The following is a 19,784-nucleotide window of genomic DNA, read 5'->3' on the forward strand; positions in this document are numbered from 1 at the left end:
GGCAGGAAAACGGCTTCACTCTGTGGAATAACATAGGCTAGAACGGTTCGGCTCGACGAACAAAGGGGTTATTCCACATGAGAGAGCAATTGCAATCATTCATCCATTACTTGACCGATGACCGCAGGCTCGCCCCCAACACACTTGACTCCTACGAGAGAGATATCGCGAAGTATATCAGCTATCTGGAGGAGATGGGCGTAGGGGCAATTGCGGACACGGGCAGAGCGAATATAGCGAGCTACATGCTCAGATTGAAGCAGCTCGGACGGGCGAATGCAACGCTAACGCGAAGCATGATCTCGATCCGTGCGTTCTATCAGTACATGGCGAGGGAGCGATACATTGATCACGACCCGTCGCTGCAGCTGGAGACGCCGAAGCTGGAGAAGCGGGTGCCGCACGTGCTGACCGTTGAGGAGGTCGGCATGCTGCTGGAGGCGCCGCACATGAATACGCCGGGAGGGCTCCGCGATAAGGCGATGCTCGAGGTGCTGTACGCGACCGGTATTCGGGTGTCGGAGCTGATCTCGCTCAATGTAGACAGCGTTAACCCGTCGCTCGGGTTCATTCGCTGCATCGGCCGGGAGAAGGAGCGGATCGTGCCGCTCGGCCAGATCGCTTCCAGCTACGTGCAGCAATACATCGATACGATGCGCCCAAGACTGCTCAAGGAGACGAAGCAGGAGGACGGTCTGTTCATCAGCCATCTCGGGACGAGAATGACACGCCAAGGCTTTTGGAAAATTGTGAAGCGTTACGCGAAGGAAGCGGGTGTGCAGAAGGAGATTACGCCTCACACGCTTCGTCATTCGTTCGCAGCTCACTTGATTGAGAACGGCGCAGATTTGCGCTCGGTGCAGGAGATGCTCGGCCATGCCGATATTTCGTCTACACAAATTTATGTGCAGATGTCGCGTGGTAAGCTGAAGGATGTATATGACAGCGCACACCCGAGAGCTCATCTGAAGTCGAACTGATCCGGTTCATACCGTTTTGGAAACAGTCCGTCCGCGTTTGGCAGCGCTGGCGGGCTTTTTGAGCTGGGCGGGGCTCGTCGTCTTCATTTGTAAACATTCGCCTGTTTTGCGATAATAGCGGTAGGCTACAGAGACTATGTGACACAGGGAGGTGCAGCCCATGCGATACAAGCGGATAAGTGTAATCGTGCTCGACAGCGTCGGCATCGGAGAGCTTCCAGATGCCCCGAGCTTCGGGGACGCAGGTGCGCATACGCTCGGTCATATCGCCGAGCGGGTGCCGACGATGCGGCTGCCGCAGCTCGAGCGACTCGGGCTCGGACGGATCGCTCCGATCGAGGGCGTGCAGGCTGTCGAGCAGCCGCTCGGCTACTTCGGCAAGATGGCAGAGGTCTCGGTCGGCAAGGATACGATGACCGGGCATTGGGAGATTGCAGGGCTTAAGGTGGAGACGCCGTTCAATGTGTTCCCCGACGGCTTCCCGGCTGAGCTCATCGAGCAATTCGAGCGTGAAACCGGACGCAAGGTGCTCGGCAACAAGCCCGCGTCCGGTACAGAAATACTGGACGAGCTGGGCGAGGAACAGATGAAGACTGGCGCGTGGATCGTCTACACGTCTGCGGACAGCGTGTTCCAGCTCGCGGCACATGAGGAGATCATTCCGCTCGAGGAGCTGTATCGCGCGTGTGAGCTTGCACGGCGGCTGACGCTGGAGGACCCTTACACCGTCGGGCGCGTCATCGCCCGTCCTTATGTAGGGACGCCGGGTACGTTCAAGCGTACACCGAACCGGCATGACTATGCGGTGAAGCCTCCGGCGCCTACTGTGCTGGATAGGCTGAAGGAAGCAGGCAAGGACGTGATCGCCGTAGGTAAGATCAGCGACATTTTCGACGGTGAAGGGGTGACACGCTCGCTTCCAACGAAGAGCAATCTGGATGGCATCGAGCAGACGATCGCCATGCTGAAGGAGCCGTTCGAGGGGCTGCTGTTCACGAACCTCGTCGACTTCGACTCGCTGTTCGGTCACCGCAGAGACCCGCAAGGGTATGCTGGTGCGCTGATGGAGTTCGACGAGTGGCTGCCGCGCATCATGGAGCATGTCGGCGAGGACGATCTGCTCATCTTGACGGCCGATCACGGTAACGACCCGACCCATCACGGAACGGACCATACTCGGGAATACGTGCCGCTGCTCGTATACAGCCCATCGCTGCAGCAGCAGGACTCACTCGGTGTTAGAGAGACGTTCGCTGACGTGGCTGCGACGATCTCGGACAATTTTGGCGTAGCCTCAACAGGGAACGGTGTTAGCTTCTTAAGCAAGCTGGTATGAACAGGTAACGCATTACGATTACGTACATAGAGGAGTTGTCGGTCAAGTGGAGCAACAGAACCAAGCTGCCGTGCTGCAGCAGATGAAGGAAGCAGCGGATTACATCCGATCCCACTATTCGGAGCAGCCGGAGATCGGCCTTATTCTCGGCTCGGGTCTCGGCGTGATTGCTGAGCTTGTGGAGGATGTGGTAACGATTCCTTACGAGAACATTCCGCATTTCCCCGTGTCCACGGTGGAAGGACATGCAGGCGAGCTGCTGCTTGGTACAGTAGGCGGGCGTCGGGTGCTATTGATGAAGGGAAGATTCCATCAGTATGAAGGGTATGGCGTGGAGACGGTGTCGTTCCCAGTTCGTGTGATGAAGGAGCTCGGCGTCGAGAAGCTGCTCGTGACGAACGCAGCAGGCGGCGTTAACATGGAGTACGAGCCGGGCGATCTGATGGTCATCCGCGATCATATTAACTTCACGTTCCGCAACCCGCTCATCGGGCCGAATGTGAACGAGCTGGGCGTCCGCTTCCCGGACATGTCGGAGGCGTACAGCCGCAGACTGCGCGAGGTCGCGAAGAGCGTAGCCGAGGAGCAGGGGCTGCAGCTGCGCGAGGGCGTCTACTTCGGTCTCCTCGGACCGTCCTATGAGACGCCAGCGGAGATTCGTATGATCCGTACGCTCGGCGGCGATGCGGTCGGGATGTCCACCGTCTCCGAGGTGCTGCTTGCCCGTCACGCAGGCATCGAGGTGCTCGGCTTCTCCTGCATCAGCAATATGGCTGCAGGCATTCTCGATCAGCCTCTGTCGCATGAAGAGGTCATCGAGACGACAGAGCGTGTGAAGCAAACGTTCTTGAAGCTCATATTGGGCATTATTCCACGGATGTAGCGGAGGGAGCGATACAGATGCAGGTGCAGATGGACAGCAATTCATCTTATATACAACAAATTCGCGAGGCCGCCGCATGGATACAGCAGCAGCTGGGAGATACGTCACCGGAGCTTGGGCTTGTGCTCGGCTCGGGACTTGGCGATCTGGCCCATCAGGTTGAGAATCCACAGGTCATTGCGTATGATCGCGTTCCGCATTTCCCCGTGTCTACGGTAGAAGGACATGCGGGTCAATTCGTCATCGGTCAGCTCGAGGGCAAGACCGTCATCGTGATGCAGGGCCGCTTCCATTATTACGAGGGGTATTCGATGCGTAAGGTTGTGTTCCCGATCTACGTGATGAAGCAGCTCGGCGTCCGTTCACTTGTGATTACGAATGCAGCGGGCGGGATGAATCGCAGCTTCGCCGCCGGTGATCTGATGCTGATTACCGATCATCTGAATATGACCGGCGACAATCCGCTCATCGGACCGAACGATCCGGAGCTCGGCGTCCGCTTCCCGGACATGTCTGAGGCGTACAGCCGCACGTACCGTGCGCTGGCGAAGCGGATCGGCGAGGCGATGAGTGCAGAGCGCGGCGAGCCTGTAAGACTGCAGGAGGGCGTGTATGCGGGCATTACGGGCCCGAACTACTTGCCACCTGCGGAGCTGACGATGCTCGCTCGTCTGGGCGGCGACGCGATCGGGATGTCCACTGTGGGCGAGGTGATCGCAGCGAGCCATGCACAGATGAAGGTGCTCGGTATCTCGTGTATCACCGACATGGCGGTAGGCGAGGAGCTGGAGCCGCTCACGCATGAGCAGGTCGTGGCGGTCGCGAATCGGACGAAGCCGGTGTTCATCGAGCTCGTGAAGCGGTTCGTGCGTGAGGTAGAGCTGTAGGCTGTAGTGGTATGACGCTGTAGAGCTTGCACAGACTTGCGCAGGATCGTTGCTGGATGATGCAGAGAAGCCGAGTACGCGATGTACTCGGCTTCTGCATGTTCCTTTGTGAGAGCTAATCGCTGTGAGACAAGCTTCAGCGGCAGCTGTAGCTACATGGGAGCTGCTTGCCATCGCTGCTCATTAGCTCGGCATCGGTGTAGGCGTCGGCTTCGCGAAGCCTTGCTTGTACTTCTGATCGATCTGGGCGCGAATCTCGCGTTCCGTGTGACCGTCCTGCTTCAGCTTGATCGCCTCTACTGCGATTGTCAGACATACGCCGCAGCGGGTGCCGTGGTCGTCCCAGACGACGGAGCCATCCTGCTCGATCTCGCGCACGAAGCAATTGGCGTTGCTCTGATGTCCCGCACTGTCACCACAGCCGCAATAGCAAGGAATCCAGCCGAGCAGCTCCGTGCTCTGACCTGCCGCTTGATATACAAGTCGGATGTGCTCGGACTGACCGTCGAGGAACGTCGGCAACGTCGTCACAGACGCTGTTTTCTCCTGCAGATCACCGTTTTTATGTTCCATATGTCCCGCGTGATTGCCGCTTGAACCCGTGGAGCTGCAGCCAACGACAGCCGCCAAGGACAAGCTGATGACCGCTATGTGGAAGGGAAGCTTCAGCTTCACATGATCACCTCAGTTGTACATGATTGTATTACTATAGCATAGACGGGCTGCGCGCTGCACGTTCCAGCTTTTATTTCTGGATCAACGATACGGTTGCGATTTGCGATTGTGGGGAGGGCGCAGGAGCTTCGAAGTCGCTCGTGGTCAGCTCGGTACGGACATAGATCTCCTTCCGACCACTCAGACTGTAAAATAATAAATATGAGCCTTCCATCTCATCCCAGCCCTCACTAGTCGGCTTGCCCAGCGCATCCACCACATGTTGGAGAGTGAGATGATCTGGTTTCAGTTCTATCGAGGAAATCCGATTCTTATTCTCCTTCATGGTGAATATCGCGCAGCTGCATTGTGAATAAAAGTATCCGACGCCTCCTTCACGTTCTTGATCCCTCGGCACCTCGCCCCACTTGGCCTTCACCTCATTAAAGTCTGAACCGAGCCCGAACTCCATATGGGCGAAGTAGCCTTGCTCCAGCGTCTCGCGAGAGAGCGGAGGCCGCTCGGCAACAGGTAGCGGCTTGGGCTGATGTTCGGTGTTCCGATCTGTTCGAGTATGATCCGTTCGGAGACGATCGTAGAGCTCGTTCAATTGGCTTACGGACTTTGTCATAGAATCCTGTGCAAGTTCTATAGCCTCATGATAGCGTACCTTCCACTCCTCCTTCCCGGTATTGGTATATTGGTCGAAGTACTCCATCGCATCAGAAAAATAATGATAGCCTTGTACGACATAGTCTCTCACTTTCTCCAGCATAGTCGCATGCTCAGGCTCTAGTCCTTCGGGGAACGGGATATGTAACAAGTCCTGAACTAATTCCTGGAAAGCCATAGAGGCGAACATAGAAATAGTAGCATTATTTTCTTGCTGCGGATTACTTTGCTCATTAGCGTTATACTCCGTAATCATTTCCGTGTATGGTTTAATCGTAATAGTCATCTTCTTCATAAATTCATCAATAAGCCGAGCCTGCTGCTCCTTCGTCAAGGGGGTGATGCCGGTCGCTTCAGATCCTGTACGAGCAGGCATAACCGTAGTAGAGTTAGTCGTTGATCTTCCGTGGAAGTCTAATTTACGGCTTTCGTATTTCTGAACCAACAGGTATGACAAAGTAACGATGATCGCAAGTAAGAACGTAATAATCGCGGTACCAAGCCAGATGCTTCCTCTCATCAAATGGATCTCCTCTCATGAATTGGTTCCATTGTACCAAACATTAGGAGAAAACAGCAGTAGATAAGTCTGTCGTCACAAAATGGACAAATAACTGTTGACAAATCGTCAGAATATTCCTAATATAAAGACATAAGTCCTACGACTTACTGCTTAAAGGCAAACCTGATGAAAGTCAGCGGCGCAAAGCTATGGGCCTAAAGTCTCGGTTGTTATCAAGGCAACGGCCGCCAAGCTACCGATTCTACTCTACATAATCGAAAGGCAGGCGAATGGTTATGGTATTGGTTGCTAAGGATGTTTTCAAAGGTATGGGAATTGGTCTTGTTGCAATCGCACTGCTGCCCTTCCTCGTTGTACGTGCAATCATCGGATAATTCATCGCTTTGGGAGATGGAGAGGGGGAGTGAGCCGGGGACGGCTGTCGCTATGATGCTGAGGTATATATGGAAAAACGGATGACGATGCGGCTTACCCGCGAACGTGCATCCGTTTTTTCGTTCAAAGCCGCATAGCTGGGAGCATTCGGCTTACTTCGATTTCTTCGAGCTCTTGTCGCTCGTGCGCGTCGTCGTGTTCTGGTTGCCGTGACCTTGCTGCTTGTCGGACATCGTCATTCACCTCCGCAGGGCGAGACGGATGCTCGCGCGTGATTATGTAAGCTTACGTAGTATTCGCGAACGGAGACCTCGTTCATACATAAGCAGAAGCTCAGCGCTGTATCGACATATGCTACTATTTACTATAGGTCATTCGTGCTATAATTGGGAATATGGAACTATATTAGAGGGGTGGATCGGTGATGTCGATGCTGAAGGTTGCCAATTGTCCGAAGTGCGGTAAGGTTTTTCAGAAAAATATGCGAAACCTGTGTCAGCCTTGTCAGCAAGCCTGCGATAATCAATACGAGCAGTGTCACGCCTACTTGCTGCGACACCGAACAGCCTCAACCGAGGAGGTTAGTGAAGCGGTCAACGTGCCTGCAGCTGTTATTCACGGCCTCATTAAGGAGAATAAGCTGCCCGTGTCCTACTTCGCCGGGTTAACGTTTCCATGTGAATCGTGCGGTAGCCCGATTCGTCAGCATAAACTGTGCGCTTGCTGCAAGAGCAGACTAGACTCTGATATTCGGGAGTTGAAGGAGCGGGAAGCGAAGGACAGAGAACGTGGAAGTGGCTTCCATGTTAGAGAAGGCACTCGCCGCTGACCTAGAGGCGCATGCTGATATTGGAATGGGGTAGTCCGATCAGCCACTACTTGACAAGGTCGGAGCGACATTTGGTTAATAGTAGCTGACTATGGTAAGATGGCACAAGGCCGATTTTGTCACAAATCGTTCACCGGAAGCGGTGAAAAAGGCATGTGTAACCTTCATCAGATTATGTACAATAAGGCTATATGTCTCTAACGGTTAAATGTAAGGGGGGAATACGTATATGCAAAAGTGGTTGATGTTCTCACTATTCATCGTAGCTTGTGTCCTCGGAGTCGGCGTTCTGTTCCAAGACATCTCGGTGCGTCAAGCAGAAATGGCGCATGAAGCGGCTGCTGGACCGTCGTTGAAGCTTGCAGCGTCGAACTTCAAGTTCGATCAGGCGGAGTACACGATTAAGGCTGGCGAGAAGGTGACTGTTTCCTTGATCAACAAGGAAGGTCTGCACGCCGTTGAGATCAAGGACACGAACGTGAAGCTCGACAACAACAACAAGTCGATGGAGTACACGTTCGATAAGCCGGGTGAATATGAGATTTATTGCTCGTTGCCATGCGGTACGGGTCACGCAGATATGAAAGCGAAGCTGATCGTGCAATAATTGCGATCGCTATACCATGTATACAGGGAAGGAAGCCGTGCTTATGCGCCGGCTTCCTTTTCTTTTGGCCCAGCTCGGCCTATAATACAAGACATAACGTGAACAGAAGGGACGGACAGCTTATGCCAATGCGTACGGTCGACCTTATCCTGAAAAAACGAAACGGTGGAGAGCTGTCACGCGAGGAGCTTCGACATCTCATCGAAGGCTACACATCTGGAGCTATTCCCGATTACCAGATGTCGGCGTGGGCGATGGCCGTCTATTTCCGCGGAATGACGGCAAGAGAAACGGCAGAGCTGACGCTCGCGATGGCAGCCTCTGGCGACCAAGTGGACTTAAGCTCGATACCGGGCATTAAGGTCGACAAGCATAGCACGGGCGGGGTGGGTGATACGACGACATTAATCGTCGCACCGCTTGTTGCGGCCGCAGGTGTGCCGGTAGCGAAGATGTCAGGTCGCGGTCTTGGCCATACAGGCGGCACGATCGACAAGCTGGAGTCGATTCCCGGCTTCGGCGTGGAGCGGTCGAAGGAAGATTTCCTCCGTCAAGTACGGGAGATCGGACTTGCGGTCGTCGGACAGTCGGGCAACATGACGCCTGCCGATAAGAAGCTGTACGGCCTGCGCGACGTGACGGCGACAGTCGAGTCGATTCCGCTTATTGCAAGCTCCATTATGAGCAAGAAGCTGGCCTCTGGTGCAGATCGGATCGTGCTCGATGTGAAGACAGGCTCTGGTGCATTCATGAAGTCGCTTGACGATTCAGTGCGGCTCGCCGAGGCGATGGTCGCTATCGGTACAGAGGTCGGACGCGAGACGGTTGCGCTCATTACCAGTATGGAGGAGCCGCTCAGTCCGTCGATCGGCAATGCGCTCGAGGTGCAGGAGGCGATCGAGACGCTGCGCGGCGACGGTCCTGCTGAGCTCGCAGCCGTCTGTCTCGAGCTGGCCGCGCACATGGTGCTGCTCGGTGAACGCGCCCAGTCGATTGAGGAAGCGAAGGCGCTCGTCCAGGGCGTCTGGGAGAGCGGGGAGGCGCTAGCCAGCTTCCGCCGCTTCATCGCGGCGCAGGGCGGCGATGCGGCTGTCGTAGATCGAGCCGAGCTGCTGCCGCAGGCCGCGTACCGTGTGACGGTACCCGCTCCCGAAGACGGCTACGTGCAAGCGATCGACGCCGAGTCGCTAGGCGTAACGGCGATGCTGCTCGGTGCAGGCCGAGCGACGAAGGAGGACCGCATTGATCTGGCGGTCGGACTGAAGCTGTTCAAGCGGATCGGCGACCGCGTCGCACAAGGAGAGCCGCTGGCGGAGCTGTACATGAATCGCGGCGAGACTGCCGAGACCGAGCGGCTCATCCAGCGCACGATCGACGCCTTCACCTTCTCCGCGGCTCGCACAGAGCCGGCGAAGCTGCTGCACGCGATCGTGACGAAGGACGGCGTGACCTATCTGTGAACTGTAGCGAATATGAAGTCCGAGACGCTCATGATGAGCGCTCGGGCTTTTTTCGTTCCGACAAGAATATTTCCCAGCCATTACGTCAACAATGATTACCAGCACTTCAACACGTATACGTTTCAGGAGGGGAAGAGACAGGTGAATGGAATGTTAGGCAAACGATGGAGCAAGCTGCTGAAGCTTACGCTCAGCACCGTATTATTGATGCTGCTGGCATTGCCGACAGGGTGGGCGGCTGAAGAAGAGAAGCCGCTAGACCTGGCGCCCAATGCGACCTCGGCGGTCGTCATGGATGTCGACACAGGCACGATCATCTTCGAGAAAAATAAAGATGCGAAGCTGCCACCTGCGAGCATAACGAAAATTATGACGATGCTGCTAACGATGGAGGCGCTCGACAAAGGTAAGCTGAAGATGGATGAAATGGTGCGGACGAGCGAATATGCGGCCTCGATGGGCGGCTCGCAAATTTTTCTCGAGCCGGGCGAGGAGATGAAGGTGTCGGACATGCTGAAGGGTATCGCGATGGCGTCGGGCAACGATGCGTCTGTGGCGATGGCCGAGAAGCTCGGCGGCTCGGAGGAATCGTTCGTCCGCATGATGAACGACAAGGCGAAGGAGCTCGGGATGAATAACACTCACTTCGTGAATCCGAACGGCTTGCCAGCGGACAATCACTACTCCTCGGCGTATGACATTGCGCTCATGTCGCAGGAGCTCTTGAAGCATGAGGGCATCACTCAGTTCACCGGGCAATACCAAGATTACTTACGCAAGGAGACGTCGAAGCCGTTCTGGCTCGTTAATACGAACAAGCTCGTTCGATTCTACTCCGGTGCGGACGGTCTGAAGACTGGCTATACGAGCGAGGCGAAGTTCTGCCTGTCTGCGACAGCGAAGCGGGATAACCTGCGCATCGTCGCCGTCGTCATGGGCGAGCCGGACACGAAGACGCGCAACGCCGAGGTGTCGAAGCTGTTCGACTATGCGTTCTCGCAATACACGAACCTGCCGATCTACAAGAGCGGAGACTCGCTCGGCGAGCTGAAGATCCATAAGGGCGAGCAGCAGACGGTGCCGCTGACAGCGAAGCATTCGTACTCGCTCCTGATGAAGAAGGGCGACGCAGCCGAGGGCATTCGCCATGAGGTGCAGCTCGACCCGAACGTACAGGCGCCTGTCGCTGCAGGTCAGCCGATCGGCAAGATTGTCGTGTTCAAGGGCGACCAGGTGCTCAAGGAGTTCCCGCTCGAGGCGCCGGTTGATGTGAACAAGGCTGGTCTATGGACGCTGACGAAGCGGACGGCGAAGCGACTGTTCTTCTTTGATTAACAAGACGTTAACATAACCGACATACACCTAGAACCCCGCAGATGGCATCACGACCGTCGTGCGGGGATTTTTGTTATAGGCGGATTATGATTACTGACATAACCCTTTCGCGGCTGCCGCAGCCTTCGGATGATGTCGCTTTAATGCTAGTTGTGGCGCTTTTCTTCTAGTTTTGTCGGGGGGAAGGAAAAGGTTTCCTCGGCGTAGAATTGAGTGGTCATGAACCGGAAGGAGTTGAACATCGTGAGCTTACGTATCGAGCTGGAGCATTATCGAAGCACGCTGATTGTCCGTCTGCATGGGGAGCTGGACCACCATACCGCGGAATCTGTCAAGGCCCAGATGGAGGATGCGATTGTTCGCGGCCATAGCACTCACATCGTATTGAGTCTGCGCGACTTGACGTTTATGGACAGCTCAGGTCTTGGCGTCATCCTGGGCCGATATAAGCAAATTACCGGACGTGGCGGCAAGATGGTCGTCTGCGACGTGAATCCGTCGGTGTACCGCTTGTTCGAGATGTCGGGTCTGTTCAAAATATTGTCCATTCAAGCAAGCGAGAGCGAAGCGATCCAAAGTTTGGAGGTCGTATCATGAGTGATCGAAATCACATGAAGCTGCAGTTCGCAAGCCGCTCGGAGAACGAGTCGTTCGCGCGTGTTACGGTCGCCGCCTTCGTCTCTCAGCTCGATCCGACACTTGATGAGCTGACTGATATTAAGACCGTCGTCTCCGAGGCCGTCACCAACTCGATCATTCACGGCTACGATAACGATCCGAACGGCGTCGTCACGATTACAGCCGAGATTGAGGGGGATACCGTCTTCATCGCTGTGCAGGATCATGGAGCGGGCATTGAGGATCTGGAGCTGGCGAAGCAGCCGCTATATACGTCCAAGCCGGAGCTTGAGCGCTCGGGAATGGGCTTCACGATAATGGAAAATTTCATGGACGAAGTGGAAGTTACAAGCGAGCCTGGCGCCGGAACATCGATCCGCATGAAGAAGCGAATTGAGTCGAAAAAAGCTTTATTCAATTAGGGGTCGATGAATATGGATGCAGATTTAAAGCACGCAACCCATACGTATTTGGATGACACCGAGGTCAAGCGATTGATTGCGTTGAGCCAATCCGGCGATGCGCTCGCGCGAGATACGCTTGTCAATTGCAACATTCGGCTTGTCTGGTCCGTCGTGCAGCGATTTCTGAACCGCGGCTATGAGGCGGAGGATTTGTTCCAGATCGGCTGCATTGGGCTGCTGAAGTCCGTTGACAAGTTCGACCTCTCCTACGATGTCAAGTTCTCCACATACGCTGTACCGATGATTATTGGGGAAATCCAGCGGTTTCTGCGCGATGACGGCACGCTCAAGGTGAGCCGCTCGCTCAAGGAGCTCGCGAACAAGATTCGCAAGACGAAGGACGAGCTGTCGAAGCGCCACGGGCGACTCCCGACGATCAGCGAGGTGGCGGAGGAGCTAGGTATCGCCCCGGAGGACGTCGTGTTCGCCCAAGAAGCGAGCAAGCCGCTGTCATCCATTCACGAGACGGTGTTCGAGAACGATGGCGATCCGATTACACTGATGGATCAGATTGCCGACGAAGGCCAGGATAAGTGGTTCGAGCGTCTAGCGCTGAATGAAGCGATCGGTTCGCTCAACGAGCGTGAGCGGCTGATCGTATACTTGCGTTACTTCCGGGATCAGACACAGTCCGAGGTCGCAAGCAGGCTTGGCATATCTCAAGTACAAGTATCCAGGCTGGAGAAAAAAATATTGCAATCGATCAAAAATCAAATTGCTCAATAAATGAGCTTCAACGAAAAGAGCCTGCGCCCTCATGGATGAGGGAGAGCAGGCTTTTTTCGTGCTGCAATTTTTTTATTTTCCCTGTATTATCGCACCTTCGCGTCGTCGCGGAACAAGAGGCCGATGCTGACGATACCGGCCAGTCCGACCAGGGAGTACACGATTCGTGCAAGTGCAGAAGACTCGCGATGAATTTCTCCACCCAGCAGGGCAGTAACCAAATCCCACTCGAACAATCCGACGAGCAGCCAGTTCAGTGCTCCGATAATGACAAGCGTTAATGCTGTTTTCATTGTTTGCACCATCCTCGTTAATAGTCGTGGTATTCGGGTTCTCGATACTATTTTTCCTTGCTTTTTGAAAGCTATACCGGCTTGTGTTGCTGCAACTTTTTCCATGTGCGGCTGCGATTATTGGACGGCCTATCCATTCATACTACCCATATATGGCATGTGGGAGGTGTAAGCGATGCAATCGCAAGCCATGAAGCCGTGTCTGTACTTGCGTCTTCGCCGCTCCGTTACGATCTCACCGGGCAAGCCTGTCAGGCTCGGACACATTGCCCAAATGCTCGCTCCGCCCGAATACGAGAACGAGCTGCAGCAGCTCATTCTGTGCAAGCCGCACGAGCGCGACGGCAGTCTGGTGCTGGTCGATATGCTTCTCATCGTCGAGAAGGTGAAGGAGCGGTTCCCGATGCTTGCGCTTGAGCACTTCGGTGAGCCTCATGTTCTGGTCGAAGTGAAAGGGAAGATGAAGCCGCCGAGTCTCATCCTCATTATTGTGGTGTGGCTGTTGCTGTTCATCGGCTCGGGACTTGCGATTATGAACTTCCATGCAGATGTCAGCATGGCCCAGGTGCACCGGGATATATATAGGCTGCTGACGGGTACGGATAACGTTCATCCGCTGCTGCTGCAAATTCCGTACTCGATTGGGATCGGCATCGGGATGGTCGTGTTCTTCAACCACCTGTTCAAGAAAAAGTTCAACGAGGAGCCGAGCCCGCTCGAGGTCGAAATGTTCATGTATCAAGAAAGCGTCAATCGGTACGTCATCACCGAGGAATACGGCAAGCTCCATCACGCGAATAGTAAGGGGGCGCTGAAGGATGAGTGAGTGGGCGGCATCGGTGCTGATGGCCTTCGTCGGTCTGGCGGGAGGCATTGCCGTCGGCAGCGGTCTGGTCGCGTTCCTCGTCGTGCTCGACGTCATCCCGCGGCTGGCGCAAATTACACGCTCGTATGCGCACATCAGGTGGTATGAGGGAGCGGTCATCTTAGGCGCCTTGTTCTTCACGTTCGCAGGCTTCCTGGAGTGGCAGCTGCGGCTAGTGCCTGTAACGGCCGCCGTGTTCGGCCTGCTCGCTGGCTGCTTCGTCGGAATGCTGGCAGCTGCGCTGACGGAGGTTATTAATGTGCTGCCGATCTTGACCAAGAGAATCGGGATGGAGAAGTATATGATCTGGCTCTTGATGGCGATGATCTTCGGCAAGGTGCTCGGCTCATTCATAGATTGGCTCGGCTTAATTGGACAATGAAGCGTCGCGAACGGTCCATGGACGTTAGAGGAATGGAAGGGAGATTCAGCTGATGAACAACATATTCAAGAAGGCGAAGCGAGCGAAGCTGATGAAAGGAAGTCCGGTCGACGTGAGCTCACAAGAGCATGAAGGCAAGGAGGAGTCGAGCTCGGCCCCGCAATCGAAGCTCGAGGTGAACGAGCAGGGCGATATTATGGGAGAAGCTAAACACGCTCCAGCTCCTGCAGTTAAGGAGAAGAAGGCGGTTAAGAGCGGGAAATCGGGCAGTGTCAAGCTGACACAGAAGGAATCCCGATTGAAGAAGAAGGATGACATCTCGGAAGACTTCGAGCTCTTGAAGCGACAACTGGAGGAGCGGGTCGGCTTAAATAAAAGCTTCGATGTCGTCTTCCGCGAGATGGTATTCGGCGGTCAGAAGACCGGTATCTTCTATTACAATGGCTTCGCCAAGGATCAGGTGCTGACCGACATTATTACGAGGCTGTCCTATGCCGTAGAGGTCGGAAGTAAGGAGGATGGGAATAAGCAGGGCGAGAGCGATGGCGGGGGAGAACGTGACCAGAAGCCGTCGATGAGCATCGTCGAGCTATTCGACAAGGCGCTCATTCCTCATATACAGGTGCAGAAGACGGACTGCATGAAGACGGCGGTTGATAACGTTGCAGCGGGAGGCACCGCCTTCTTCTTCGAGGGGCAGAAGGAAGCGCTACTCGTCGATGCCAAGAGCTTCCCGGCCCGTTCGACCGAGGAGCCGGACCTTGAGCGCGTCGTCCGCGGCTCGCGGGATGGCTTCGTCGAGACGCTGCTGACGAATGTGACGCTCGTTCGCAGGCGGCTCCGCGATCCTCGACTGAAGCTGGAGATGATGCGTGCCGGGCAGCGGACGCAGACCGATATATGCCTCGCGTACATTGAGGATATATGCGATGAACGACTCGTGGAATCGGTCAAGGACAAGATCAATCAGGTTAACGTCGACGGCTTGCCGCTCGGGGAGAAGCAGCTGGAGGAGGCGATTGTCGGCAAGGGCTGGAATCCGTATCCGATGGTTCGTTATTCCGAGCGCCCGGACGTTGTGACTGCACACTTGCTGGAAGGGCATATGATCGTGTTCGTGGATACGTCGCCTTCGGTAATGATACTGCCGACGACATTCTTCCATCATGTGCAGCATGCCGAGGAATACCGTCAGACGCCGACGATCGGCACGTATCTTCGCTGGGTACGGTTTCTCGGTATTATGGCCTCGCTGTTCCTGCTGCCGCTCTGGTACTTGCTCGTCACGTCGCCTGAGCTGAAGCCTGCAGGACTTGAGTTCCTCGGACCGGCTGAGGAGGCGAAGCTGCCGATGCTGCTGCAGTTCTTCATCGCGGAGCTCGGTATTGACCTGATGCGGATGGCCGCGGTACATACGCCGACGCCGCTAGCTACCGCCATGGGCTTGGTTGCGGCGATATTAATTGGAGACGTTGCGGTCAAGACTGGACTGTTCGTCAACGAGGTCATCCTGTACTTGGCCGTTGCTGCGATCGGTACGTTCGCGACGCCGAGCTATGAGCTGAGTCTGGCGAATCGTCTGATGCGCCTTGGTCTACTCGTCTCGGCTGCGATGTTCAAGGTGCCGGGGCTAGTGGTCGCCTCGACGGGCCTCGTGCTGCTGCTCGCGCTCCAGCGCTCGTACAATACACCTTACATGTGGCCGTTCCTGCCGTTCAATGCGAAGGCGCTATACGATATTATGATCCGCAGACCGTTCACGTCGATGAAGAAGCGCATGAGCTTGACGAAGACGCTGGACAGCTCCCGTCAGTCTCAATCTTAGTACGTAGATTGGAGCCGGCCCGGCGAAGCGATTCGACTTGGGCCGGTTTTGTATTGTCTCCGAACGGATAATTATGTTACTTTAATAGTAATGTCTGTTTAAAGGGAAGAGGGAGCATGAAGGATGCATCTACACGGCACCAGCACAATTAACAAGGACGGCCATCTCGAGATTGGCGGCTGCGATACGAAGCAGCTGGCGAGCCAGTTCGGTACGCCGCTATATATTATGGATGAGGCGCTCATTCGTCAGCGCTGCCGCGAGTTCGTCGAGGCGTTCCGCGCGACGGGGATGCCGTTCCAGGTCGCCTATGCAAGCAAGGCGTTCTGCGTCATGGCGATGTGCCGCATCGTCGAGGAGGAAGGGATGTCGCTCGACGTCGTCTCGGACGGCGAGCTGTATACAGCGCTGCAGGCGGGCTTCCCGGCGGAGCGCATTCATTTCCACGGAAATAATAAGACCCCGTACGAGATCGAGATGGCGATTGACGCTGGTATTGGCTGCTTCGTCGTCGATAACTTCGTTGAGCTGCATATGGTCAATGCGATCGCGGGAGAGAAGCGTCAGCGTGTGAAGGTGCTGCTGCGTCTTACTCCAGGCGTAGATGCCCACACGCACGAGTACATTTCGACCGGACAGACCGATTCCAAGTTCGGCTTCGATATGGAGAACGGCTCCGCGCGTCAAGCGGTGCAGGAAGCATCCAGTGCGCCGAATCTCGAGCTGCTCGGCATTCATTCGCATATCGGCTCGCAAATCTTCGAGGTCGGCGGCTTCCAGCTCGCGGTGGAGAAGATGACGGCGTTCACGGTGGCGATGCGCGACGAGCTCGGCGTCACCTTCAGCGTGCTGAATCTGGGCGGCGGCTTCGGCATTCGCTACGTCGAAGGCGATACGCCGCTCGCGGTGGGCGAATACGTTCGCGCTATCACAGATACGGTGCGTGAGCAGTTCACCCAGCATGCGTATCCGCTGCCTGAAATATGGATCGAGCCGGGTCGCAGCATCGTCGGCGACGCAGGTACGACACTGTACACGGTTGGCACGTACAAGGATATTCCAGGTGTGCGCAAGTACGTCGCTGTCGATGGCGGCATGACCGACAATCCGCGTCCAGCGCTGTACGAGGCGAAGTACGAGGCGCTGCTGGCGAATCGTGCATCGGATCAGGCCGATGAGCTCGTCTCGATCGCAGGCAAATGCTGCGAGAGCGGCGATATGCTGATCTGGGACATCGAGCTGCCGCAGGTACAGAGCGGCGACCTGCTCGCTGTATTCTGCACAGGGGCGTATAATTACGCGATGGCTAGCAACTACAACCGACTTCGCCGCCCTGCGGTCGTGTTCGTGAAGGACGGTCATGCCGACGTCGTCGTAGAGCGCGAGACGTATGGTCATCTCGTTCAGAACGATGTTGTGCCTGAGCGGATGAAGCCGGTGACGAAGACAAGATAGAGAAGCTGCAGGCCGACGATAGGCCCGCATAAGAACGTGACCAGCACCAGCTGCTGCAGAAGGCTGGTGCTGGACGTCAGTTCGTCTCCGAATACGAGGCTTACCATAACAGCTCGAGATACCTCGAGTCTGTTATTACAGTATATATGTAAGCGCTACAGCAATATTAATACGAACGTACATAATGGAGGAATGAAACCAATGAGTGAGAAGCCGCAATGGAGCTTGGACACGTTAGCTGTACATGCAGGACAAGAGATTGACCCGTCGACAATGTCGAGAGCGGTGCCGATCTACCAGACGACCTCGTATGGCTTCAAGGATACGGAGCATGCAGCAGACTTGTTCGCGCTGAAGCAGTTCGGCAACATCTATACACGTCTGATGAATCCTACAACCGATGTGTTCGAGAAGCGCGTAGCTGCTCTTGAGGGCGCACCTGCTGCGCTCGCGACAGCTTCCGGACAAGCTGCGATTACGTATTCGATCATGAACATTGCCGGTGCTGGCGATGAGATCGTATCGGCGACGAGCCTGTACGGCGGAACGTATAACTTGTTCGCAACGACGCTGCCGAAGCTGGGCATTCAGGTGAAGTTCGTCAACCCGGACAACCCGGAGAACTTCCGCGCTGCTATTACGGAGAACACGAAGGCGCTGTATGCGGAGACGATCGGCAACCCGAGAGGCGATGTGCTCGATATTGCAGCTGTAGCAGCCATCGCACATGAGCATGGCATCCCGCTCATCGTGGACAATACGCTCGCGAGCCCGTACCTGTGCCGCCCGATTGAGCATGGCGCAGATATCGTCGTCCACTCGGCGACGAAGTTCATCGGCGGTCACGGAACGTCCATCGGCGGTATTATCGTCGACGGCGGCAAGTTCGACTGGAAGTCGAGCGGCAAGTTCCCGGGTCTGACGGAGCCAGACCCGAGCTATCATGGCGTCGTCTATACCGATGCGGTCGGTCCGATCGCCTACATCATCAAGGCGCGCGTCCAGCTGCTGCGCGATATGGGCGCGGCGATCTCGCCATTCAACTCGTTCCAGATCTTGCAGGGTCTTGAGACGCTGCACCTGCGTATGGAGCGTCACTGCTCGAATGCGCTGCAGGTAGCCCGCTATCTGGAGCAGCATGAGGCGGTGGAGTGGGTCAGCTATCCGGGCCTTGAGCAGCATTCGTCCTACAGCCTTGCGCAGAAGTACTTGCCGAAGGGTCAAGGCGCAATCTTGACGTTCGGCATCAAGGGCGGCATCGCGGCTGGCCGTCGCGTAATCAACAGCGTTCAGCTGTTCTCGCACCTTGCGAATGTTGGCGATTCGAAGTCGCTCATCATTCATCCGGCGAGCACGACGCACAGCCAGCTGGAGGGCGAGGAGCTCGAGTCGACGGGCGTAACGCCGGGCATGATTCGTCTGTCGATCGGCACAGAGGGCATCGACGACCTGCTGTACGATCTCGGACAAGCAATTGCAGCGAGCCAGGCTTAATATCGAGCTTGCGCGGCATTCGGTTTTCATTTGTGGACAAGTTGTAGTAGAATAGTAGGGATCGTTCGGTAGCGGTAATGATCGAATGTATAGACCCTACATATTCCCATTCGGAAAGGATGCATCTGTCGATGGCGAAAAAAGGTACGATTGAGCTGGAAAACGGTAATAAAATTAATATTGATTTCTTCCCGGAGGAAGCGCCGAATACGGTAGCGAACTTCGAAAAGCTGGCAAACGAGGGCTTCTATAACGGCCTGTCGTTCCACCGCGTCATCCCAGGCTTCGTCGCGCAGGGCGGCTGCCCGAAGGGTACAGGCACTGGCGGCGCTGGCTACACGATCAAGTGTGAGACAGCTACGAACACGTCGAAGCATGAGCGTGGCACACTCGCGATGGCGCATGCGGGTCGCGACACAGGCTCGTGCCAGTTCTACATCTGCTACGCGCCACAGCCGCATCTGGACGGCAACCATACCGTGTTCGGCAAGGTGACTGAAGGCATGGAGCATGTTGACGCGGTGCGTCAAGGCACGAAGATGAAGGAAGTGAAGGTGTGGGAGGAGTAATTCGAGCGATCGAAGACTCATTCTGCGGCTTGACTTGAAGAAGGGGCGATCCGGAGGAGGCTGCAGCAGCAGCTTCGGAAGGGTCGTCTTTTTGTTGGTATAAACATACTTTTAGTAAGTTGCTTTATTATTTTCGTGAAAACTGTTGCAAATGTCCGAATTCAATGCTATGATTTGCATATTATTAGCATGATTTAATTTTCAATGCAATATATACGCTACCACTTCGGGGCTGGGTGAAATTCCCAACCGGCGGTGATGCGCGGCTGCCACTGGCGGTCGCCTCAGTCCGTGACCCGTGCAGCAGCTTGTGAAGCTAAGCTTAACGCTTGGCACAGCCGTTGCCGGTGGACTCGGTGCAAGTCCGAGACCGACAGTATAGTCTGGATGGGAGAAGGGGAAAGCGGGCTTCGATGCTACAGCTTACGCAGCTGGTTGTGCTTTGTTTCACATGCTCATTCGAGCTTGTTTCGTCATGCGACAGCAGGTATCAGCTATTGGGGCTGCTTCTGTCCGCGTCCGAGGCTTGCTTCGAGCTGTGTCGATACAGGC

The 19,784-nt window shown here is 55.5% G+C and carries 20 protein-coding genes and 2 riboswitches; of the genes, 17 read left to right on the forward strand and 3 right to left on the reverse strand.

Going from position 1 to position 19,784, the window contains the following annotated elements; genetic code table 11:
- Positions 1 to 77: 77 nt before the first annotated feature.
- The 4 genes from xerD to PAE68_RS10585 all read left to right on the forward strand — a co-directional run bounded on the left by xerD (position 78) and on the right by PAE68_RS10585 (position 4,086).
- Positions 78 to 980, forward strand: a complete 903-nt coding sequence (gene xerD, locus PAE68_RS10570) for a site-specific tyrosine recombinase XerD (protein WP_281886733.1) — start codon at positions 78 to 80, stop codon at positions 978 to 980.
- A gap of 160 nt (positions 981 to 1,140) precedes the next feature.
- Complete coding sequence (deoB, locus tag PAE68_RS10575) at positions 1,141 to 2,316, forward strand: phosphopentomutase (protein WP_281886735.1); 1,176 nt, start codon at positions 1,141 to 1,143, stop codon at positions 2,314 to 2,316.
- A gap of 46 nt (positions 2,317 to 2,362) precedes the next feature.
- Complete coding sequence (locus PAE68_RS10580) at positions 2,363 to 3,199, forward strand: purine-nucleoside phosphorylase (RefSeq protein ID WP_397378570.1); 837 nt, start codon at positions 2,363 to 2,365, stop codon at positions 3,197 to 3,199.
- A gap of 17 nt (positions 3,200 to 3,216) precedes the next feature.
- Positions 3,217 to 4,086, forward strand: a complete 870-nt coding sequence (locus PAE68_RS10585) for a purine-nucleoside phosphorylase (RefSeq protein WP_397378572.1) — start codon at positions 3,217 to 3,219, stop codon at positions 4,084 to 4,086.
- A gap of 183 nt (positions 4,087 to 4,269) precedes the next feature.
- On the opposite strand, the gene PAE68_RS10590 is transcribed toward PAE68_RS10585, so the two are convergent.
- Complete coding sequence (locus PAE68_RS10590; protein ID WP_281891012.1) at positions 4,270 to 4,722, reverse strand: PCYCGC motif-containing (lipo)protein; 453 nt, start codon at positions 4,720 to 4,722, stop codon at positions 4,270 to 4,272.
- 109 nt (positions 4,723 to 4,831) lie between these two features.
- Positions 4,832 to 5,932 (reverse strand): hypothetical protein, encoded by a 1,101-nt coding sequence (locus PAE68_RS10595; protein WP_281886737.1) that lies wholly within the window; start codon positions 5,930 to 5,932, stop codon positions 4,832 to 4,834.
- Positions 5,933 to 6,080: 148 nt separating this feature from the next.
- Positions 6,081 to 6,175: riboswitch (cyclic di-GMP riboswitch) on the forward strand.
- 559 nt (positions 6,176 to 6,734) lie between these two features.
- Between PAE68_RS10595 and PAE68_RS10600 the strand changes: the two genes are divergently transcribed.
- From PAE68_RS10600 to sigF, 7 genes are all read left to right on the forward strand, one after another.
- Positions 6,735 to 7,139, forward strand: a complete 405-nt coding sequence (locus PAE68_RS10600; RefSeq protein WP_281886739.1) for a flagellar protein — start codon at positions 6,735 to 6,737, stop codon at positions 7,137 to 7,139.
- Between the two features lie 229 nt (positions 7,140 to 7,368).
- Positions 7,369 to 7,746: a cupredoxin domain-containing protein gene (locus PAE68_RS10605; protein WP_281886741.1), complete on the forward strand. Its 378-nt coding sequence runs from the start codon at positions 7,369 to 7,371 to the stop codon at positions 7,744 to 7,746.
- Positions 7,747 to 7,874: 128 nt separating this feature from the next.
- The gene (locus PAE68_RS10610; protein ID WP_281891013.1) at positions 7,875 to 9,206 is read left to right on the forward strand and encodes a pyrimidine-nucleoside phosphorylase; all 1,332 of its coding nucleotides are present in this window, start codon (positions 7,875 to 7,877) and stop codon (positions 9,204 to 9,206) included.
- A 207-nt stretch (positions 9,207 to 9,413) separates the two neighbouring features.
- Positions 9,414 to 10,541: a D-alanyl-D-alanine carboxypeptidase family protein gene (locus PAE68_RS10615; RefSeq protein ID WP_281891015.1), complete on the forward strand. Its 1,128-nt coding sequence runs from the start codon at positions 9,414 to 9,416 to the stop codon at positions 10,539 to 10,541.
- 243 nt (positions 10,542 to 10,784) lie between these two features.
- Positions 10,785 to 11,138 carry an anti-sigma F factor antagonist gene (spoIIAA, locus tag PAE68_RS10620; RefSeq protein ID WP_281886743.1) on the forward strand — a complete coding sequence of 118 codons (354 nt, stop codon included), beginning with the start codon at positions 10,785 to 10,787 and terminating at the stop codon, positions 11,136 to 11,138.
- Complete coding sequence (gene spoIIAB / locus PAE68_RS10625; RefSeq protein WP_281886745.1) at positions 11,135 to 11,581, forward strand: anti-sigma F factor; 447 nt, start codon at positions 11,135 to 11,137, stop codon at positions 11,579 to 11,581. Before spoIIAA ends, spoIIAB begins: the two co-directional genes overlap by 4 nt.
- A gap of 12 nt (positions 11,582 to 11,593) precedes the next feature.
- Entirely contained in the window at positions 11,594 to 12,349 is a 756-nt protein-coding gene (sigF, locus tag PAE68_RS10630) for an RNA polymerase sporulation sigma factor SigF (RefSeq protein WP_281886747.1), read from the forward strand.
- 86 nt (positions 12,350 to 12,435) lie between these two features.
- On the opposite strand, the gene PAE68_RS10635 is transcribed toward sigF, so the two are convergent.
- On the reverse strand, positions 12,436 to 12,642 hold the full coding sequence (locus tag PAE68_RS10635) for a DUF378 domain-containing protein (protein WP_281886749.1): 207 nt from the start codon (positions 12,640 to 12,642) through the stop codon (positions 12,436 to 12,438).
- Between the two features lie 175 nt (positions 12,643 to 12,817).
- On the opposite strand from PAE68_RS10635, the gene PAE68_RS10640 reads away from it, so the two are divergent.
- From PAE68_RS10640 to PAE68_RS10665, 6 genes are all read left to right on the forward strand, one after another.
- Positions 12,818 to 13,468 carry a stage V sporulation protein AA gene (locus PAE68_RS10640; RefSeq protein ID WP_281886752.1) on the forward strand — a complete coding sequence of 217 codons (651 nt, stop codon included), beginning with the start codon at positions 12,818 to 12,820 and terminating at the stop codon, positions 13,466 to 13,468.
- Complete coding sequence (locus PAE68_RS10645; protein ID WP_281886754.1) at positions 13,461 to 13,889, forward strand: stage V sporulation protein AB; 429 nt, start codon at positions 13,461 to 13,463, stop codon at positions 13,887 to 13,889. Before PAE68_RS10640 ends, PAE68_RS10645 begins: the two co-directional genes overlap by 8 nt.
- Positions 13,890 to 13,941: 52 nt before the next feature.
- The gene (locus PAE68_RS10650; protein WP_281886756.1) at positions 13,942 to 15,714 is read left to right on the forward strand and encodes a spore germination protein; all 1,773 of its coding nucleotides are present in this window, start codon (positions 13,942 to 13,944) and stop codon (positions 15,712 to 15,714) included.
- Positions 15,715 to 15,837: 123 nt separating this feature from the next.
- Positions 15,838 to 17,169 (forward strand): diaminopimelate decarboxylase, encoded by a 1,332-nt coding sequence (gene lysA, locus PAE68_RS10655; protein WP_281886758.1) that lies wholly within the window; start codon positions 15,838 to 15,840, stop codon positions 17,167 to 17,169.
- Positions 17,170 to 17,370: 201 nt separating this feature from the next.
- A complete protein-coding gene (locus tag PAE68_RS10660) occupies positions 17,371 to 18,663 on the forward strand; it encodes a homocysteine synthase (protein WP_281886760.1) in 1,293 nt (430 codons plus the stop codon).
- A 131-nt stretch (positions 18,664 to 18,794) separates the two neighbouring features.
- Positions 18,795 to 19,232, forward strand: coding sequence for a peptidylprolyl isomerase (locus PAE68_RS10665; RefSeq protein ID WP_281886762.1), 438 nt, complete (start codon positions 18,795 to 18,797; stop codon positions 19,230 to 19,232).
- 218 nt (positions 19,233 to 19,450) lie between these two features.
- Positions 19,451 to 19,635, forward strand: a riboswitch (FMN riboswitch).
- Positions 19,636 to 19,784 lie beyond the last annotated feature (149 nt).

The sequence above is a fragment of the Paenibacillus sp. YYML68 genome (genome assembly GCF_027923405.1).
Taxonomy (GTDB): domain Bacteria; phylum Bacillota; class Bacilli; order Paenibacillales; family NBRC-103111; genus Paenibacillus_G.

Bases quoted from the DNA above. Each gene is read 5' to 3' on its own strand.
- xerD (WP_281886733.1), top strand. From the start codon at position 78: ATGAGAGAGCAATTGCAATCATTCATCCATTACTTGACCGATGACCGC.
- deoB (WP_281886735.1), top strand. From the start codon at position 1,141: ATGCGATACAAGCGGATAAGTGTAATCGTGCTCGACAGCGTCGGCATC.
- PAE68_RS10585 (WP_397378572.1), top strand. From the start codon at position 3,217: ATGCAGGTGCAGATGGACAGCAATTCATCTTATATACAACAAATTCGC.
- PAE68_RS10595 (WP_281886737.1), bottom strand. From the start codon at position 5,932: ATGAGAGGAAGCATCTGGCTTGGTACCGCGATTATTACGTTCTTACTT.
- PAE68_RS10600 (WP_281886739.1), top strand. From the start codon at position 6,735: ATGTCGATGCTGAAGGTTGCCAATTGTCCGAAGTGCGGTAAGGTTTTT.
- PAE68_RS10605 (WP_281886741.1), top strand. From the start codon at position 7,369: ATGCAAAAGTGGTTGATGTTCTCACTATTCATCGTAGCTTGTGTCCTC.
- PAE68_RS10610 (WP_281891013.1), top strand. From the start codon at position 7,875: ATGCGTACGGTCGACCTTATCCTGAAAAAACGAAACGGTGGAGAGCTG.
- PAE68_RS10615 (WP_281891015.1), top strand. From the start codon at position 9,414: ATGCTGCTGGCATTGCCGACAGGGTGGGCGGCTGAAGAAGAGAAGCCG.
- spoIIAB (WP_281886745.1), top strand. From the start codon at position 11,135: ATGAGTGATCGAAATCACATGAAGCTGCAGTTCGCAAGCCGCTCGGAG.
- sigF (WP_281886747.1), top strand. From the start codon at position 11,594: ATGGATGCAGATTTAAAGCACGCAACCCATACGTATTTGGATGACACC.
- PAE68_RS10635 (WP_281886749.1), bottom strand. From the start codon at position 12,642: ATGAAAACAGCATTAACGCTTGTCATTATCGGAGCACTGAACTGGCTG.
- PAE68_RS10640 (WP_281886752.1), top strand. From the start codon at position 12,818: ATGCAATCGCAAGCCATGAAGCCGTGTCTGTACTTGCGTCTTCGCCGC.
- PAE68_RS10645 (WP_281886754.1), top strand. From the start codon at position 13,461: ATGAGTGAGTGGGCGGCATCGGTGCTGATGGCCTTCGTCGGTCTGGCG.
- PAE68_RS10650 (WP_281886756.1), top strand. From the start codon at position 13,942: ATGAACAACATATTCAAGAAGGCGAAGCGAGCGAAGCTGATGAAAGGA.
- lysA (WP_281886758.1), top strand. From the start codon at position 15,838: ATGCATCTACACGGCACCAGCACAATTAACAAGGACGGCCATCTCGAG.
- PAE68_RS10660 (WP_281886760.1), top strand. From the start codon at position 17,371: ATGAGTGAGAAGCCGCAATGGAGCTTGGACACGTTAGCTGTACATGCA.
- PAE68_RS10665 (WP_281886762.1), top strand. From the start codon at position 18,795: ATGGCGAAAAAAGGTACGATTGAGCTGGAAAACGGTAATAAAATTAAT.